The organism is Nonomuraea sp. NPDC049269, assembly GCF_043197155.1.
Lineage (GTDB): Bacteria > Actinomycetota > Actinomycetes > Streptosporangiales > Streptosporangiaceae > Nonomuraea.
In genome coordinates this window covers 810580-827202 of sequence record NZ_JBICSO010000006.1, presented here as the reverse complement: position 1 = coordinate 827202, position 16623 = coordinate 810580, and the positions used below count along the sequence as shown (strand labels likewise).

The window sequence follows — 16623 nt, the reverse complement described above, 5'->3', positions numbered from 1 at the left end:
ACGCGCTCGGCGCTGCAGAACGCCGCTTCCATCGCGGCGCTCTTCCTCACCACCGAGGCGGTCATCGCCGAGAAGCCCGAGAAGAACCCTGCCGCTCCGGCCATGCCGGGTGGCGGAGACATGGACTTCTAAGGTCGCTTTTCATCAGACCGGCCCGGGCGCGTGTTGCCCGGGCCGGTCTGTGTTTTCTGCGGCGAATGACTACTTGAGGGGTTTGACCCAGCGCGACCATTCGGGCTGCGGTGTGTAGCCCGCGGCCGACCAGGCCCCCTGGGCGGAGACGTTGGAGTCCAGAACCATCGCGTCGGCGCGGAAGGCGCCGAAGGCGGTGATGCGGGCCTCGGCCGCGGCCAGGAGCGTGGTGGCGATGCCCTTGCGGCGGTGGGACGGGTGGACGGCCAGGCGGTAGAGGTGCGCCCGCCAGCCGTCCCAGCCCGCGATGAGCGTGCCTGCCAGCTGCCCGTCGAGCTCGGCGATGAGCAGAGCCTCCGGGTCGCGTTCGATCAGCGCGACCACCTTGTCGGGCGAGTCGCGCCGGTCGGTGCCCTCGGCGGCCAGGAGCCAGAAGTCGAGCACCGCGGGCACGTCGCCGAGCTCGGCGTAGCGGATCTTCAGTCCAGAATCGACGGCCATCACACGCCGAAGTGGGCGACGATGTGGCCGCGCGCGAGCGTGTTGGCGGTGATGTTGAAGCCGACCACCGCCGGGCTGGCGTCACTGGGGACGCCCAGCTCCGCCACACCCAGCGCGTGCACCGTGTAGACGTAGCGGTGCGGGTCGCCGGGCGGGGGAGCGGCGCCGCCGTACTCCTTACTGCCGTAGTCGTTGCGCGCGTGGGTCGCCCCCGCGGGCAGGCCCTTGAACTCGGGGGCGGTGCCCGCGCCCGTGGGGAGCTCGGTGACGGAGGCCGGGATGTCGAAGAGCACCCAGTGCCAGAACCCGCTGCCCGTGGGCGCGTCGGGGTCGTAGCAGGTCACGGCGTAGCTCTGGGTCTCGGCCGGGGCGCCGGACCACTGCAGGTGAGGTGACAGGTTCTGTCCGGTCATGCCCCAGTCATTGAAGACGTGGAGGTCTCCCAGCCTCTCCCCGTCCGTGATGTCGTTGCTCTGGACCGTGAGCGCGGGGACCGACGGCAGGTGTTCGTGTGGAAGCGGTGCGGGCACGGCGTCCTCCTTGGTTGAGATCCTCCACTACCCTCGCCATCCTAGGAGCTCGGGAGAGGCCGGGCCCGCTCGCGGTCAGGCGGTCAGCTGGGCGGGCAGTGCCTTCCCGTGCAGGACGGTGAGCGAGGTGACCGCGCGGGTGAGCACCACGTACAGCCTGGCCAGGCCGCGGGGCTCGGCCGCCACGATGTCGGCCGGCTCGACGACGATCACGTGGTCATACTCCAGGCCCTTGGCCAGCGTCGCCGGGACGATCAGCAGCCGGTGCTCCTCGGTCGTGTCGGGGTCGAGCACGGCGTGGGCGAGCCCGTCGAGCTGCCTCGACACCTCCTCCACCAGCGTGTCGGGCACGATCACGCCGATCGAGCCCTCCCGGGCCAGGGCCTCGCGCGCCGCGTCGGCGACCGCGCCGCCGGGGCGTACCGACAGCGAGCCCACGCCGGGACGCAGCGAGCGCGGCGGAGCCAGCGCCGGGGCGATCGACGGCAGCAGGCGGGCGGCGTAGTCGAGCACCTCGCGCGGCACGCGGAAGCCCAGCGTCAGCTCGGTGACCTCGCCCCCGTCCTGGCCCAGATGCCTGAGCACGGTCTCCCACGAGCTGGTGGACCACGGGGTGGTGCCCTGGGCGAGATCGCCGAGCACGGTGGCCGAGCCGTTGCGGCAGCGCCGGCCGAGCGCGCGCAGCTGCATCTCCGACAGGTCCTGCGCCTCGTCGACGACCAGGTGGCCGAGCGAGGGCGTGCGTTCGATCAGGTCGCCGAGCTCGTCGAGCAGCGCGGCGTCGGCCGCCGACCACTTCGCGGACTTCCAGCCTCGGTACGGCTTGCGCCAGAGCAGCTCCTGCTGCTCCTCGGGCGACAGATCCGACTTGGCGGCTCGCGCGAGGAAGTCGGGGTCCGAGAGGAGCTTGAAGAGAACCTGCTGCGGCACCAGTTTGGGCCAGACCGCGTCGACGAGCTGCTTGACCGGCTTGGACCTGGCCACGGCATCCTGGACCCGGTCGTCGGGCGACTCCCCGCGCTGCTCCATGCGTACGAGCACCATGTGCGCGAGCCGCTGCGCCAGCGCCGCCCGGCCGGGTCCGTAGCGGGTGGTGCCGCGCAGCGAGGCGACGATCTCGCGTACCTCGTAGTCGGCCACCCGGAAGCGGTAGGCGCCCTTGCTGTAGACGACGCCCTCCTCCGGCTTCACGATGTGCAGCCACAGCGCCCGCTCCAGCACGGCGGCCATGCGGGCGTCGCCCTTCAGCGCCGACACCATCGGGTCCTCCGGCGTGGCGTGCTCGCCGAGCAGGCCCGCGACCGTGGTCTGGTCGACCTTGACCTCGCCGAGCGCGGGGAGCACGGAGGAGATGTAGGACAGGAAGGCCCGGTTGGGGCCGACGATCATGACGCCCGACCTGGCCAGCCGCTCGCGGTGGGTGAACAGCAGGTACGCGGCCCGGTGCAGGCCGACGGCGGTCTTCCCGGTGCCCGGCGCGCCCTGGACGCAGACGGTCTGGGCGAGCGTGGCACGGACGATCTCGTCCTGGTCGGGCTGGATCGTGGCCACGATGTCGCGCATCGGGCCGGTGCGCGGGCGCTCGATCTCCTCGGTCAGGATCTTCGAGGGGCCGATGTCGGCGTCCTCGCCGAGCGGCTCGTCCTCGAACGCGGTCAGCAGGCCGCCGTGGTAGCCGAACCGGCGCCGCCGCGCGACGTTCATCGGATCGGCGGGGCTGGCCTGGTAGAACGCCCGGGACACCGGCGCGCGCCAGTCGATCACCAGCGGGCGGCTGGTGCCGTCGTGCACGTGGCGTCGGCCGACGTAGATCGTGCCGGGCAGGTCGTCATCCGCCGAGCGGTCGAGGCGGCCGAAGAACAGCGGGGTGTCGGGGTGGTCGGCCAGCGCGGCCACCCGCTTGTCGAGCAGCGACTGCAGAATCTGCTGCGACACCCAGTCGCCGGCCGCGTCGGCCGACAGTGATTGGGCGTGCAGGCGCATGGCCTGCAGCGCGGCTCTCGACTCGGCCAGATGGGCCTGCTCGGCGGCGAGGACGTCGGCGGGTATGTCGGGGGCCAACTGGTGTGCGGGCATGCGGAAGTGCCTCCCTGGTCAAGGTAACGGAGGTGGTGTAGGCAGCGAATCGACCAGTTTAGTGGGGCGCTCGGCAGGCTTCCACAGCATTTACCCGGGGTAGGGAGAGACTGTGGCAAGGGTACGGATCGGTATCTCTCCGATCATTCCGACGGTCGCCAGCTTCCTGCTGGCGGCGTTGTGGGCCTTGTCGGTGTTCGCGGGGTGGGGGCTGGAGGCGTTCTGCGCGGGTGGCGAGTCCGCGTCGGACTGCTCTCAACGGCTCGATTCGGTCTCGACGGTGTCGGGGCTGTTCGCCGTGGCCGCCGCCTGCTGCACGGCCGCCGCCTGGTTGGCGCCCTCGGCCAGAAACGATCCACGGGTGTTCACCCGATTCATGGGCGTGAGTGTGGCCGCCTGGATCGCCGCCGAAGGGGTGCTCTTCCTGGGCGGCATGCTGGCAAGATAACGACAACCTGCCAATAACCGAGAATTCGGGCATATCAGGTGGATTTGTCGGATCATGGGGGTATGTCGCTGGCTACTTGAGAGGTGCGGCGGCGATAGCACGCTGGTGAGGGGGGTGGTTCGATTGTCGACAGCCCGCGGAGTCTCGTGGACGTAATCGACGTCGGAGCCTGGCCGCTCGGAGGGTGAGCGGCCGGGCCTTCGCCTCACATAGCTTTACACGCCGCCGAGCACGTCGTCGGCGTCGATGATCTGGTACGCGTAACCCTGCTCGGCCAGGAACCGCTGCCGGTGCGCCGCGAACTCCTGATCGACCGTGTCCCTGCTGACCACCGTGTAGAAGCGGGCGCCTCCGCCGTCGGCCTTGGGCCGCAGCACCCGGCCGAGCCGCTGCGCCTCCTCCTGGCGCGACCCGAACGTGCCCGACACCTGGATGGCCACGGCCGCCTCGGGCAGGTCGATGGAGAAGTTCGCCACCTTGGACACGACCAGGACCTGGATCTCCTTGTCGCGGAAGGCCTGGTAGAGCCGCTCGCGCTCCTTGATCCGGGTCTCGCCCTTGATCACCGGCGCGTTGAGGTGCTCGCCCAGCTCGTCGAGCTGGTCGATGTACTGGCCGATGACCAGCACCTGCTCGCCCAGGTGCCGGCGGACCAGCGCCTCGGTCACGCGGGTCTTGGACGGTGTGGTGGCGCAGAACCGGTAGCGCTCCTCGGACTCGGCCATCGCGTACGCCAGCCGTTCCTCGTCCGTGAGGGTGACCCGGACCTCCACGCAGTCGGCGGGGGCGATCCAGCCCTGGTTCTCCATCTCCTTCCAGGGCGCGTCATAGCGCTTGGGGCCGATCAGCGAGAACACGTCGCCCTCGCGGCCGTCCTCGCGCACCAGCGTCGCGGTCAGTCCGACGCGCCTGCGGGCCTGCAGGTCGGCGGTCATCCGGAAGATCGGCGCGGGCAGCAGGTGCACCTCGTCGTAGACGACCAGGCCCCAGTCGCGCGCGTCGAACAGCTCCAGATGGCTGTAGACGCCCTTCCGCCTGGTCGTCATCACCTGGTAGGTGGCGATGGTGACCGGGCGGATCTCCTTCTTGCTGCCGGAGTATTCGCCGATCTCGTCCTCGGTCAGCGAGGTGCGCTTGAGCAGCTCCTGCTTCCACTGGTGGGCGCTCACCGTGTTGGTGACCAGGATCAGCGTGGTGGCCTGGGCGTGCGCCATCGCGGCCGCGCCGACGATCGTCTTGCCGGCCCCACAGGGCAGCACGACCACGCCGGAGCCGCCGTGCCAGAAGGAGTCGGCCGCGTCCTGCTGGTAGGGCCGCAGGCTCCAGCCCTCCTGCACCAGCTCGATCTTGTGGTGCTCGCCGTCGACGTAGCCCGCGAGGTCCTCCGCGGGCCAGCCCAGCTTGAGCAGCGCCTGCTTGACGTTGCCGCGGTCGCTCGGATGCACGGCCACCGAGTCGCCGGTGAGCCGTTCGCCCAGCATGGGCTGGATCTTCTTGGACCGCAGCACCTCTTCGAGCACGGCCCGGTCGGTGGAGGTCAGGACCAGGCCGTTGACCGGGTCCTTCTCCAGCTTGAGCCGGCCGTAGCGGTCCATGGTCTCGGCGATGTCCACCAGCAGCGCGTGGGGCACCGGGTAGCGGCTGAAACTGATCAGCGCGTCGATGACCTGCTCGGCGTCGTGCCCGGCCGCGCGCGCGTTCCACAGCGCCAGCGGGGTGACGCGGTAGGTGTGCACGTGTTCGGGGGCGCGCTCGAGCTCGGCGAACGGTGCGATGGCCTTGCGGCAGTCGCCGGCGTTCTCATGGTCGACTTCGAGGAGCAGCGTCTTGTCCGACTGGACGATGAGCGGGCCGTCGTTCACGGACATCCCTTCTACGGTTGACGCCTATCCAACACTCGCGACGGCAAGAACAGTCCCCGAACAGGTAATCAGTCGTCGAGGTAGCCGTTGACGCCGAGGAAGACGAAGGTGCCGAGCGTCAGTGCGAAGCCCACCCCGAACAGGACCCAGCTCCATACGAGCAGGTTCTTGGCACTGGCCGGCTCCGTGCTCGACCGGCCGAGCGCCAGGCCCGCGAGGACGGCTCCGGGGATGGCCAGGATGTTGCAACAGCTGACGATCGCGAGCAGATTGAGCACCAGCGCGACGATGGCGGTGGCCCTGGGCCCCTCGGACGGCCGAGGCGGCGGGGGATAGCCGTAGCCATAGCCGTAGCCATGATGCGGTGGCGGCTGCTGGCCGTATGGTGCGCCGTAGGGCTGGTACGGATATTCGCCCGATGGATCTTGCTGGCTCATGCCACCTCCCAACAGGTCAACATTTATCACGGAATGGCCACGCGCCCGGCCAGGTCTGCGGTCTCGCCATAGATATGGACCCTCTCACACGTCTCTAGAGGGCGAGACCCAGAGCAGGGAGGCGTGTTGCACCCGGACGACCTACGAGTCTTCACGGCGTTCGTCACGACGCGATCGGACAGCCTCATTCGTCTGGCGTACGTGCTCACCGGCGACCAGCACGCCGCGGAGGATCTGCTCCAGAGCGCGCTGGCCAAGACCGCGGACCGATGGCGGAGCATCAGGGGCGATCCTGAGGCGTACGTCCGCCGAGTCATGTACCACGAGCAGGTCGGCCGGTGGCGCAGCCCGCGCTGGGGCCGCGAGCGCGTGGTCGAGACGCCGCCCGAGCGGATCGCCGGCGACGACACCGCGCAGGTCGACGACCGGCTCACGCTCGAACAGGCGCTGCGCAGGCTGCCCGCCAAGAAGCGGGCCGTGCTGGTTCTGCGCTACTTCGAGGATCTGCCGGAGTCCGACGTCGCCAGGATCATGGGGTGCTCGATCGGCACCGTACGAAGCCAGACCCACCAGGCCGTGAAGCGGCTGCGCGGGCTGGTGGGCGAACCCGTCAATCTGGAGGCCTGAGATGCCAGTCGACGAACGTTCGGTCGCCGAGGCCCTGACCAGGCTGGCCGACCGAGCCCGGCCCGTGGATCCCGAGCTGCTGCTGACGCGTGTCCTACGGAGGCGGACACGGCTGCGGTGGCCGAGATGGGGGCTGGCCATGGCGGCGGCGGCCTCTGTGGTGGCCATCGGGGTGGTGGCGCTGCGGACGCACGACCAGATGGTGACCTCTCCCGCGACCTCGCCCGCGACCTCACCCATGAGCACACCCGTGAGCACACCGACGGCGAGCGCGCGGTTCACGAGCACGCCCCCCGCCGCGTACGTCCCGGACATCCCCGGCCTGCCGCGGAACACGATCGCGCAGTTCGCGACCGTCGAGGACTGCATGCCCAAGGGTGGTCCGGTGCACAGCATGGACGGCAACCAGCGGGTGCCCAGGTACGGGGGCGTCAAGGACTACCGCTGGCTCGTGGAGGCCAAGGACAAACTGGGCGTGACGCGGCTGGTCGGCAGCCGCAAGGGGTTCGTCCTGTGCACCCCGGGCATCCGGCTGGTCAGCTACCCGACGGACCCGATCTTCTCCTACTGGGGCGAGGACCCGCCCGGCAAGCTGGCCCTGCGCGGGGCGCTCAGCATCGACGCCTACGACAGCCAGATGCAGTCGGAGATCAACCCGGGTCGGGACGGCGACCCGTACTTCCTGGTGGTGGCCGGTCGGGTCGCTCCGCAGGCGACCCGGGTGGAGGTCGAGTGGGCGGACGGGCGGAAGATGACGGCCAACGTGCGGAACGGCTTCTACATCGGCCGGACGCGGGTGTATCCCGACAAGAAGGGTGCCTACCGCCCGGCCGTGCTGAGCAAGGTGACCGCCTATGGCTCAGGCGGGCGGGCGCTGGGCGAGGTCAAGGGCATCGCGTGGGGGTCGACGGGAGCCATCGACCAGGACGACTAGCCGAGTCTCGACCGCAGCGCCTTGCGGTCGAGCTTGAGCACGCTCGTGACCGGGATCGAGTCGACGAACATCACCTCACGGGGATACTTCACCCGGCCGACCCGGTCACGGGCCCAGGTCATCAGCTCGTCGGCGGTGGCCGTGGCGCCCGGTTTGAGCTGCACGAAAGCCACGACCTCCTCGCCGACGCGCGGGTCGGGACGGCCCACGACGCCGGACATCACCACGCCGGGGTGCTCGTTGAGCACGTCCTCGACGTCGCGCGGGAAGACGTTGAACCCGCCGCGGATGATGAGGTCCTTCTTCCTGTCGACGACGTAGAGGTAGCCGTCGTCGTCCACGCAACCTAGATCGCCGGTACGCAGCTCGCCCTCGGTCAGCGCGGTGTCGGCGGGGTCCGTGGCGTGCTCACCCCAGTAGCCGAGCATCAGCGAGTCACCGCTGACGCAGATCTCCCCGACGTCCCCCGGCTCGGCCTTGTCGCCCGAGGAGTCGCGGATCGTGATCGTGTAGCCGGGCAGCGGCAGGCCCACGCTGCCGATCCGGCGCCGGCCCGGCGGGTTGAACGTGGTCACGGCGCTGGTCTCGGTCATCCCGTAGCCTTCGAGTATCTGCACGCCGGGCATCCGGCGCTCGAACTCCTCCAGCGTCTCCCTGCCGAGCGGCGCCGCGCCGCAGGTGAGGAAGGCCAGGTCGGGCAGGGGGTGCGACTCCAGAGGCTCGGCCAGCAGCATCTGGAGCATGGCGGGCACGACCGCCCCATACTGGGCGCGCTGCGCGGCGGCCAGCTCCAGGAACGCCTTCGGGTCGAACCAGCGCATCAGCACCGCCTGCTGCGGATCCGTGGCGTGCATCCCGGCGACCGTGAGGATCAGCCCGTACGCGTGGGAGAGAGGCACCGGCACTATCGCGCGATTTTTCCCCTCTTGATGGGACATCTCGTAGGCGTCCTTGGCCACCTGCCAGAGCCCCCGATGGCTCAGCATGACGCCCTTGGCCAGGCCGGTCGTGCCTCCGGTGTACATGAGCGCCGCCAGATCGGTGGCGTCCCGCTCGACGGGTCCCCGCTCGGCCGCCCGCTCCAACTCCACCGTGTCCACAAATATCGGGACCGGTACGTCGGTGGCCCGGACCGTCTCCACCAGCTCGGGCGAGGTGACGACGGCGGTGGCGCCGCTGTCGACCAGGATGTGCCGCAACTCCTCGGCCCCCACCAGGAACACCACGGGCGTCACCACCGCACCGGCCGCCCAGATCGCCTGGTAGATCAGGCCCACCTCCGGCGAGTTGGCCATCATCACCACGACCCGGTCGCCGGGCCGTACGCCCGCCTCGGCCAGCCCGCCGCAGACCTTGCGCGCCCGCTCGGCCAGCGCGTGGCCGCGGTGCCAGACCCCCTCGTAATGGACCGCGTCGAAGTCGTCGAACCTGCCCCAGGACTCCTCGGCCAACCGGCCCAACGTCAGCTCGCTCACGGTCCCAACCTCGCCTGATCAACACCTGACGTCAAGACAGGTCGGCGACCCCGGTGATGCGATGGAGGGCGAAGCGGTGGACGGCGGCCCTGGTCTCGTCGTACGCCGTCAGGTAGCCGCCCTCCATCCGGGCGGGCTCCAGGATGCGCGAGGTGGCGTTGCCCTGGGAGTCGAGGTAGCCGATCCACACGCGTACGCCCTGCCTGATGGCCTCCTGCAGCGCCGAGATCGTGGCGGTCGCGGGGCCGCGCGGGATCTGGCCGTCGGGGGCGTCGGCGGGCTCGCGCCGCGTCAGGTGGGCCGCGTCGCCCGCCCGCAGCGCCCGTACGGCGGCGGCCGTCACCTCGGCGTCGAGGCCGTTGGGCGGGGGCACGGACCGGGCCGGCGGCAGGCCCTCGGTGCGCCTCTTGTCGAGCTGGGAAATGATCACATCGCCGTCGAGCGACTCGGCCACCGGGGCGTACCCCATCGCCCGCAGCCCGTCGACCAGCGCGGCGCGCGACGAGCGGGAGGCGATGACCGTCGGAGCCAGCCTGCGCAGGCGGAGCGCGGCCGAGCGCCGGTCGGCGGAGATCTGGTCGAGCAGGGCCGGGTCGTCGCAGCGGACGTAGGCACTCGCGGTGCCGACCCTGATCCGCCCGTGACGGCGGGCCACGTCGGCGACCAGGTACGACAGCGCCTGCGGGACCGGCGTGGCCGAGTGGCGCTCCAGCATGGCCAGCAGCTCCTCGGCCCCCTGGCCCGCGTCGAGCGCGCGGCGGATCGAGCCCTCGCCGAACCGGTAGACGGTCGCGCCGCCCTTGGACTCGACATCGGCGGCCAGCGTCATCCAGCGGTTCAGCTCGCTGGTGAGCGGACCGGGCGCGACGGCGGTCAGGTCGGCCTGGAGCAGCACGTGATCGACCGGCTCGGGCAGCAGCGGCGCCAGCACCGAGGCGGCGTCCTCGCCGGCCAGCAGCGCCCGGCCGTGTCCCGACAGCACGCCGAGCCCGGTGACGCCGACCTGCTCGGCCTCCCGCAGCGCGAACTCCGTCAACTGCTCCCGCAGCGGCCCACGGCGGCGCGGCTGTTCCCACGCCAGCCGATCGAACACCGACGCGCGCGTGGGCGCCAGACCGGGCGCCGACGCGAGCACGCCCAGCGCCGCCGACCTCACGGCCGGCGCGGACGAGCGGCGCAGGTCGGTGTGCAGCGCGTTGAGCGGCCGGTCACGGTCGTCGCGCTCGCCGACCAGGCCGGGGACGCGGTCGGTGTGTAGCCAGGTGACCGCCAGCGCCGCCCACCGGTCGGCGGTCGGCCGGATCCGCCACAGGTCGTAGCCGGTGGTCGGCAGCCACTCGCCGTCGACGCTGCCGCCGGCCGCGACCAGCCCGGCCGCGTGCGCGACCTCCACGGTCAGCGCGGCGGCCCACTCGGGCACGTCCAGCTCGGTCGCGGTGCGCTTCAGATCGCGTACGCCCAGCCCGCCGGTACGCAGCACGCCCGGCGGCTCGGCGCTCCACCGCTCGCACAGCTCCTCGACCGTCCGCACGAACGTGAACGCCTGCCCCGCCGCTGTGCGGTCGGCCAGCTTCTGGTCCCGTGTGGCCCCTTCCAGGGCCGGGGGCACGGCGTACAGGTCGCGGTGTACGAGGCCGTTGCGCAGGTGAAGGCCGACCTCCCTGGGCAGGGCCACGCTCTCCTCACCCGTCGCCGCCAGCAGGCCGCGGGCGAGCAGCTGATCGATGGGCGAGCGGGCGGAGGCGATCCGCACCTCGCGCCTGGCGTTGGGCACCCGGCCCGTCGGCGGCCCCCAGGTGAGCTGGTCGAGCGCCGCCCTGGCCTCGGGCGAGACCTCCTCGATCAGCTTCCCGGGGTGGATCAGGGCGGCGGCCAGACGTTCCTTGCCCGAGCCCTTGGTGCCCGGTGCGATGTCGTCGGCCATCTCCTCCAGTTGCTCGGGCGCGTGGTGCCGGAACGCCTCGACCGCCGGGGGGCCGAGCCCCGCCGGGTCGTCGAGCACCTTCCGCACACCGGGGGCCAGGCCGAGCGCGGTGTCGGGGCCGTAGACGAGGGCCAGGTCGCGCAGGTGGTCGAGCGCCGTCGACAGCGCGGGCTCCGGCTTGCCGGTCGCGAGCGCGCCACGGATCAGCTCGCGCAGGGCGGCCTTCGTGATGGGCTCCGGTCGTACGGGCTGCGGTCCTACGGGCTGTGTCTCGGCGGGCGCCGCGTCCGTATGCGCTGTTTCCGCATGGGCGGCGGCGGTGGCGCGTGTCTCGGCGACGGCCAGCGTTTCGAGGACGGCGAGCGTGAAGCGGTCGAGCCGGTCGAGCGCCCGGCCGATCGCCGAAGGGCTGCCCGCCCGTACGGCGAGGCCCTCCAGATGCGCGGGCACCGGGGTGATCAGCTCGGGACGCGCGGAGACCAGCGCCCGCAGCTGCTCGTCGGTGCGCCCCCTGATCCACTCCGTGAACTCCATCGTTGCCATGGTATGTCCACCCTGATTGGGGCAGCATGGCTCACGTGATTGAGCGAGCCGACCAGCTCATACTCAACTACGTCAGCGCCGCCGCCGACGCGGCTCACGGCGTGCTCAAACCCGACCAGCGGCTCGACTTCGCCAAGCGGCTGCGGGCCAGGATCGAGGTCGAACGGCAGGGCAGCCAGAACCCGCGCCAGGTGGTCAAGCTACTCGCCCGCTTCGGCGACCCGGTGGCGCTGGTCGAACGTGAGGCCCGCAGGCTGGCCGAGACGGCGCCGGACACCGCGTCCGGTGTCCCGCCGGGCACCCCGTCCGGAACGGCGCCCAGGGTCGCGCCCGGGGCCGCTCGGGGAACCGTGACGCCGGGCGCTGTGGCCAAGGCGGAGCGGGTCGCGGGAGCCGGAGGAGCGACGCCGTTCTTCCCCAAGATCGTCGACGACGTGGCCCCGCCCCCGGGGGTCCAGCTCGGCCGGCGCCTTGCGGAGGACCGGCTGATCGGGTGGCGTCGCGCGGAGGACCGGCTGATCGGGAGGCCTCGCGCGGAGGACGGCCTGACCGGGCGGCCCGTACGCGGCCTGCCGTTCGCGGGGCTGCGTCGGACGGCCATGTCCAGCGCGAACCCGATGGCCACCGGCGGTCGGGACGCCACCAGCATCGTCAAGGAGTATCCGCGCGAGACCGCGGCGATGGCGATCCTGGTGCTGGCCGCGCTGCTGATCCCGTTCGGCCTGCCGGCGGTGGCGATCTTCCGGGTGCCGGTGCTGGTGTGGGCGTTCGGCGCGTTGCTGGTGGTGTTCTCGGAGGGCTGGGCGCTGCGCGACCGGGTGATCGGGGTCGGCGCGCCGCTGCTCGGCTACACGCTCGGCGGCGCGCTGGTCGGTGGCCTGCGGGTGGGCGCCGAGCCGGGGGTGCAGGCGTTCGTCGTCCAGTTCTTCGACGTCAGCGGCGTGATGTTCATGATCGGCACAGCGTTGGGCGTGGCGTGGCTGGCCTACAGGCTGCTGGGAGCCGACTGAGCGCTGTCCGGTATCGGGGGGATCGGCTCAGCGCCGTCCGGCCGCGGCCTGGTCGGCTGAGCGCGCGACCGGGTCAGCTGACCGGGGCGGGGCTCGGTAGCAGGCCGACGGCCAGGCGTACCCAGGCGGTGACGAACTGGTCCTTCTCCGCGTGTCCCGGCGACTCGCCGACCGTCTCCTGGAACAGCCGGTAGTGCACCACGGAGCCACCGAGCACCGCCGCGATGCCGTTCCAGTCGAGCTTGGCGTCCTCGTACTCGGGCTGGGCGCGGAACCAGGTCGTGATGGCGTCGAACATGGGCTGCAGCAGCCCTTCGCGCACCACCGCCACCAGCTCGGGGAACTGGCTCAGGTCGCGGAAGAACACCCGCGTCAGCTCCGACTCCTCGCGTACCTTGGCCAGCCCGGCCCGGCACAGGTGCGAGAGCCGCGCCTCCAGGTCGGCCGAGGACTCCATGTCGCCGAGCTCGGCCAGGCTGTCGGCCACCTGCGTACGGGTGCGCGTGGCATGCTCGTTGATCGCCGCGGAGAGCACCTCGTACTTCGACTTGAAGTGCCTGTAGAGCCCTCCGGCGCCCGGCGAGAGCCCTGACGCGGCCTCGATCTCGGCCACCGAAGTGGCGGAGTAGCCCCGCTCGGCGAAGAGCCGCAGAGCCTCGTCGATGATCCGCTCACGCGTCGATCTGGTCATGTCTTTCCTGATACCTCCGTAAAGGAGCGTAGCCGTCACGGCGCGGCGCGACGGATCAGCCCCGCGACGACCGAGCCGACGATCAGCCACACCAGCGCCGCGAGCCCGTAGTTGACCAGTGTCGTCCACCGTATGTCGGCAAGCTGGAACAGGTTGGCCAGCCCCACCGACAACGACGAGGCGAGCGAGGCGACGAACTGGTACCAGATGTTGGCCGGGTTGGCCCTGAACACCGTGAAGATCGCGTACAGCGCCAGAATCAGCGCGGCCAGCCGCGACGCCAGCCGGACGGCCGAGGCCAGGAACGCCACCACGCCTCGCCACACCCTGACCGGTCCCGTCACCTGCCGTGGCAGTGCGGGCCGGTGCGGGCGCGGCTGGGTGAGCGAAACGGGCCGTTCCAGCGGACTGGGCCGGTTGGCGGCGGCGACCAGCCGATCTCCCGCTTCCGGCGGTTTGGGGGGCTCTGTCACGGCCACTCCTCCCGATAAGTAATTCCTTTCTTCCCACTCCCAACCGTCCCACAACAAGGGCCCGTTACCCGTAATGCGGACTCGTTTGGCATCCTCCACCTTGTGCAGACATCGGTGGGTTTCGACCTAGACATGACATTGGCGGACACACGGTCGGGCATCGCGGCCGTCTACGACGAGCTTTCGGCGCGCCTCGGCGTGCTCATCGACAGCAAGGCGATCATCACCAGACTCGGCCCGCCGCTCGAACAGGAGCTGGCGAACTGGCTGCCGCTGGAGGCGATTCCCGAGGCGGTGCGCCTTTTCCGGGAGATCTATCCGGAGCTCGGGGTGCCGGTGCACACGGCCATGGCCGGAGCCGCGGAGGCCATCGAGGCCGTACGCGCGCAAGGAGGCAGGATCATCGTCGTGACCGGCAAGAACCTGCGTGACGCGACCAGCACCGTCGAGCTGCTCGGGCTCGCCGTCGACGAGGTCGTCGGGGCGGTCTTCGGGGCGGACAAGGGTTCGGCACTCGCGCGCTTCGGCGCCGCCGCCTATGTTGGTGACCATGTGGCGGACATCGAGGCCGCGCGGGCCGGGGGAGCCGTCAGCGTGACGGTCGCGACCGGGCCTTACACGCTGGGAGAACTTCGGGACCATGGAGCGGATGTGGCGCTTGGGGACCTGACGGAATTCGCCGACTGGTTCGCCGGTTGGCGTTCGGCCGGCCAACTCTGGTAAATGCCACGAATATTCCTGGTCGCTACCGAGCCTCGCGGGGCATAACCTACATCCATTCATCTTTTACGACTGTTTGAACGAGGTTCCTCCTGTGCCGAGTGGCAAGGTCAAGTGGTACGACGCCGACAAGGGTTTCGGCTTCCTCACCCGCGACGACGGCGGTGAGGTCTTCGTGCATTCCTCCGCGCTACCCACTGGCGCCGGTCCGCTCAAGCCCGGCCAGAAGGTCGAGTTCGGCGTGGCCGAAGGACGCCGCGGCCAGCAGGCCCTCTCGGTGCGGATCCTCGAGCAGCCGCCGACGCTGGCCAAGCCCAAGCCCAAGGCCAAGCGTAAGAAGCCGGACGAGATGGTGGTCATCGTCGAAGACCTGATCAAGCTCCTCGACGACGTCTCGACCTCCTACCAGCGGGGCAAGCACCCGGACGCGGCGCACGCCAAGAAGATCGCTCAGGTGCTCAGAGCGGTGGCCGACGACCTCGACGCCTAGCCGTGGGGGTTGGTCAGCGGCTTGGTCGAGTCGATGGTGTCGACGCGCTGATCCCGCCGGTCAGCGCGCTGATTCCGCGCGCTCTGGTCCCAAGCGCTCCGATCCTGCGCGTCCTGGTCCCACGCGCCCTGGTCGCGCACATCGGTGTCCCGCTCGTCGGGGTCCTGAAGGTCCCGCGCGTCTAGGTCCCGTACGCCTTGGTCCTGGGCCTGGCCCCCGACGCCAGCGCCGAGTTTGGCCGCGCGGATCCGCTGACGCCGGCGGACGATCAGCCAGCCGAACGCGCCTGTCAGCGCCACGGCCAGCGTGATCAGCCCGGCCGCGCTGCTCTCGGCCAGTGACAGCACCAGCCCGACCAGCCCGCCGAACACCCAGGCGAGCTGCAGCACCGCCTCGACCACGCCGAACGTGGACGAGCGCACCTCCTCGCCGATCTCCCGCTGCACGATCGCGTCCAGCGCGAGCTTGCCGAGCTCCTGCGCGAACGCGGTGACGAGCGAGACCGCGACCGCGGTCCAGAGGCCGAAGAACACCGCGGCCACGATCGTGGTCGCGCCGGTCACGGCCAGCGTCAGCAGCGTGATGAGCTGCGGGGAGTGGTTGCGGGTCCAGTTCGCGACCATCGCGCCGACCAGGCCGCCCAGCCCGGCCGCCGCCGCGAGCAGCGCGATCGTCTTGGGGATGTCGAAGAACGGATCGCGTACGGTCAGCCACGGCACGCCCTTGTCCTGCACCAGGAACAGCAGGAAGAACAGCAGGAAGCCGGAGAACAGGCGGATGGCCACGTTCGCCCAGACCGCCTCGGCCACCGCCGGGCCCACGTTCAGGAGGGTCCGCCAGCGGAGCGGCCTGCCCCCCGCCTCCTCTTCCTCCAGTTCGGGAGAGTCGACGTGGCGCGGCAGCCGTACGGCGAGCACGCCGATCAGGAGAAAGGCGACCATCGCCGTACGCAGCACCGCCGCGCTGCCCAGCCACGCGGTCAGGCCCGCGGCGACCGGCACCATCACACCCGCCGAGACCAGCGAGAACAGCGCCACCCGGGCGTTGGCCGAGACCAGCGTGATGTCGGCGGGCAGCACGCTCGGCATGATGGCCGCGCGTGACACGTTGTACGCCTTCGACAGCACCAGCACGCCCAAGGCCCCGACGAACAGCGTCGGCAGGTCGCCGGGCCCCACGGCGGCGGCCATCGCGAAGCACAGCAGGCCGCGGCCGAACAGCGTGCCCGCCATGACGTAGCGGCGGCCCGACCTGAACCGGTCGAGTATCGGCCCCACGAACGGCGCCAGCAGGGCGAACGGCAGCATCGTGATGACCAGGTAGAGCGCCACGGGCCCGCGGGCCTCGCCGACGGGCACGCCGAAGAAGACGGTGCTCGCCAGCGCGACCGTGACCAGCGCGTCGCCGCCGCTGTGACCGGCGGTGAGCTCGATCAGGCGGCCGAGCCCGGTGCGGTCGGCGCCGTTGGCGTAGGTGAGGCGGCGGGTGGCCTGCCCGACCTTCTGCGCCCCCCTGGCCGTGGCCTTGCCCGCCCGCGCGGTGCCGCCGGCGGTCGCCTTTCCCGCGCGTACGGTGGCTCGGCCGGCGCGTGCGGTGGCGCGGCCCGCGTCGGCGACCCCTCGCCCCACGCGCCGCGAGATCTCGCGAGCGGCGTCCCAGCCTCCTTGCACGCTTACCAGTCTTACCCGATCCGCGCTCCATCACGGCGGCGGATCGCCCGGGGATGGGCGTTTGATGAGTCTCAAGTGGG

Annotated in this window: 16 protein-coding genes; 6 read left to right on the top strand and 10 right to left on the bottom strand. The window is 71.0% G+C overall.

The genetic code is table 11. The annotated features are described in order from the left end of the window. Positions 1–201 precede the first annotated feature (201 nt). The 3 genes from ACGFNP_RS35825 to ACGFNP_RS35815 all read right to left on the bottom strand — a co-directional run bounded on the left by ACGFNP_RS35825 (position 202) and on the right by ACGFNP_RS35815 (position 3239). Positions 202–633: a GNAT family N-acetyltransferase gene (locus ACGFNP_RS35825; protein WP_393326231.1), complete on the bottom strand. Its 432-nt coding sequence runs from the start codon at positions 631–633 to the stop codon at positions 202–204. After that, complete coding sequence (locus tag ACGFNP_RS35820; protein WP_358340349.1) at positions 633–1163, bottom strand: YbhB/YbcL family Raf kinase inhibitor-like protein; 531 nt, start codon at positions 1161–1163, stop codon at positions 633–635. Before ACGFNP_RS35820 ends, ACGFNP_RS35825 begins: the two co-directional genes overlap by 1 nt. A gap of 75 nt (positions 1164–1238) precedes the next feature. Next, positions 1239–3239: a HelD family protein gene (locus tag ACGFNP_RS35815; RefSeq protein ID WP_393326228.1), complete on the bottom strand. Its 2001-nt coding sequence runs from the start codon at positions 3237–3239 to the stop codon at positions 1239–1241. Between the two features lie 112 nt (positions 3240–3351). Here ACGFNP_RS35815 and ACGFNP_RS35810 point away from each other — a divergent pair, with 112 nt between their 5' ends. Then, positions 3352–3687: a hypothetical protein gene (locus tag ACGFNP_RS35810; protein ID WP_358340353.1), complete on the top strand. Its 336-nt coding sequence runs from the start codon at positions 3352–3354 to the stop codon at positions 3685–3687. 215 nt (positions 3688–3902) lie between these two features. Here the strand turns inward: ACGFNP_RS35810 and ACGFNP_RS35805 are convergent, their stop codons facing one another. Beyond that, complete coding sequence (locus tag ACGFNP_RS35805) at positions 3903–5555, bottom strand: DNA repair helicase XPB (RefSeq protein ID WP_358340355.1); 1653 nt, start codon at positions 5553–5555, stop codon at positions 3903–3905. 62 nt (positions 5556–5617) lie between these two features. Beyond that, entirely contained in the window at positions 5618–5986 is a 369-nt protein-coding gene (locus ACGFNP_RS35800; RefSeq protein ID WP_358340357.1) for a hypothetical protein, read from the bottom strand. Between the two features lie 126 nt (positions 5987–6112). Here ACGFNP_RS35800 and ACGFNP_RS35795 point away from each other — a divergent pair, with 126 nt between their 5' ends. Beyond that, positions 6113–6613: a SigE family RNA polymerase sigma factor gene (locus tag ACGFNP_RS35795; protein ID WP_393326224.1), complete on the top strand. Its 501-nt coding sequence runs from the start codon at positions 6113–6115 to the stop codon at positions 6611–6613. Position 6614: 1 nt separating this feature from the next. Then, positions 6615–7547 carry a hypothetical protein gene (locus tag ACGFNP_RS35790; RefSeq protein ID WP_393326221.1) on the top strand — a complete coding sequence of 311 codons (933 nt, stop codon included), beginning with the start codon at positions 6615–6617 and terminating at the stop codon, positions 7545–7547. Here ACGFNP_RS35790 and ACGFNP_RS35785 read toward each other — a convergent pair. Together ACGFNP_RS35785 and ACGFNP_RS35780 are read right to left on the bottom strand one after the other, a co-directional pair. Further along, on the bottom strand, positions 7544–9022 hold the full coding sequence (locus ACGFNP_RS35785) for an AMP-binding protein (protein ID WP_393326218.1): 1479 nt from the start codon (positions 9020–9022) through the stop codon (positions 7544–7546). The genes ACGFNP_RS35790 and ACGFNP_RS35785 overlap by 4 nt on opposite strands. A 31-nt stretch (positions 9023–9053) precedes the next feature. After that, entirely contained in the window at positions 9054–11480 is a 2427-nt protein-coding gene (locus ACGFNP_RS35780; protein ID WP_393326215.1) for a helicase-associated domain-containing protein, read from the bottom strand. A 44-nt stretch (positions 11481–11524) separates the two neighbouring features. On the opposite strand from ACGFNP_RS35780, the gene ACGFNP_RS35775 reads away from it, so the two are divergent. Then, positions 11525–12499, top strand: coding sequence for a hypothetical protein (locus ACGFNP_RS35775; RefSeq protein ID WP_393326212.1), 975 nt, complete (start codon positions 11525–11527; stop codon positions 12497–12499). Positions 12500–12572: 73 nt separating this feature from the next. Here ACGFNP_RS35775 and ACGFNP_RS35770 read toward each other — a convergent pair whose 3' ends face one another. Beyond that, on the bottom strand, positions 12573–13190 hold the full coding sequence (locus tag ACGFNP_RS35770; RefSeq protein WP_219527750.1) for a TetR/AcrR family transcriptional regulator: 618 nt from the start codon (positions 13188–13190) through the stop codon (positions 12573–12575). A gap of 35 nt (positions 13191–13225) precedes the next feature. Then, positions 13226–13663, bottom strand: a complete 438-nt coding sequence (locus ACGFNP_RS35765) for a hypothetical protein (protein ID WP_358340370.1) — start codon at positions 13661–13663, stop codon at positions 13226–13228. Positions 13664–13765: 102 nt separating this feature from the next. On the opposite strand from ACGFNP_RS35765, the gene ACGFNP_RS35760 reads away from it, so the two are divergent. Together ACGFNP_RS35760 and ACGFNP_RS35755 are read left to right on the top strand one after the other, a co-directional pair. After that, positions 13766–14386 (top strand): HAD family hydrolase, encoded by a 621-nt coding sequence (locus ACGFNP_RS35760; RefSeq protein ID WP_393326209.1) that lies wholly within the window; start codon positions 13766–13768, stop codon positions 14384–14386. Between the two features lie 91 nt (positions 14387–14477). Continuing rightward, positions 14478–14873: a cold-shock protein gene (locus ACGFNP_RS35755; protein ID WP_219527753.1), complete on the top strand. Its 396-nt coding sequence runs from the start codon at positions 14478–14480 to the stop codon at positions 14871–14873. On the opposite strand, the gene ACGFNP_RS35750 is transcribed toward ACGFNP_RS35755, so the two are convergent. Then, entirely contained in the window at positions 14870–16543 is a 1674-nt protein-coding gene (locus ACGFNP_RS35750; RefSeq protein ID WP_393326205.1) for an MFS transporter, read from the bottom strand. The genes ACGFNP_RS35755 and ACGFNP_RS35750 overlap by 4 nt on opposite strands. Between the last annotated feature and the right edge of the window lie 80 nt (positions 16544–16623).

Coding starts and splice junctions, on each gene's coding strand:
- ACGFNP_RS35825 (WP_393326231.1), bottom strand. CDS start 633: ATGGCCGTCGATTCTGGACTGAAGATCCGCTACGCCGAGCTCGGCGAC.
- ACGFNP_RS35815 (WP_393326228.1), bottom strand. CDS start 3,239: ATGCCCGCACACCAGTTGGCCCCCGACATACCCGCCGACGTCCTCGCC.
- ACGFNP_RS35805 (WP_358340355.1), bottom strand. CDS start 5,555: ATGTCCGTGAACGACGGCCCGCTCATCGTCCAGTCGGACAAGACGCTG.
- ACGFNP_RS35800 (WP_358340357.1), bottom strand. CDS start 5,986: ATGAGCCAGCAAGATCCATCGGGCGAATATCCGTACCAGCCCTACGGC.
- ACGFNP_RS35790 (WP_393326221.1), top strand. CDS start 6,615: ATGCCAGTCGACGAACGTTCGGTCGCCGAGGCCCTGACCAGGCTGGCC.
- ACGFNP_RS35780 (WP_393326215.1), bottom strand. CDS start 11,480: ATGGAGTTCACGGAGTGGATCAGGGGGCGCACCGACGAGCAGCTGCGG.
- ACGFNP_RS35770 (WP_219527750.1), bottom strand. CDS start 13,190: ATGACCAGATCGACGCGTGAGCGGATCATCGACGAGGCTCTGCGGCTC.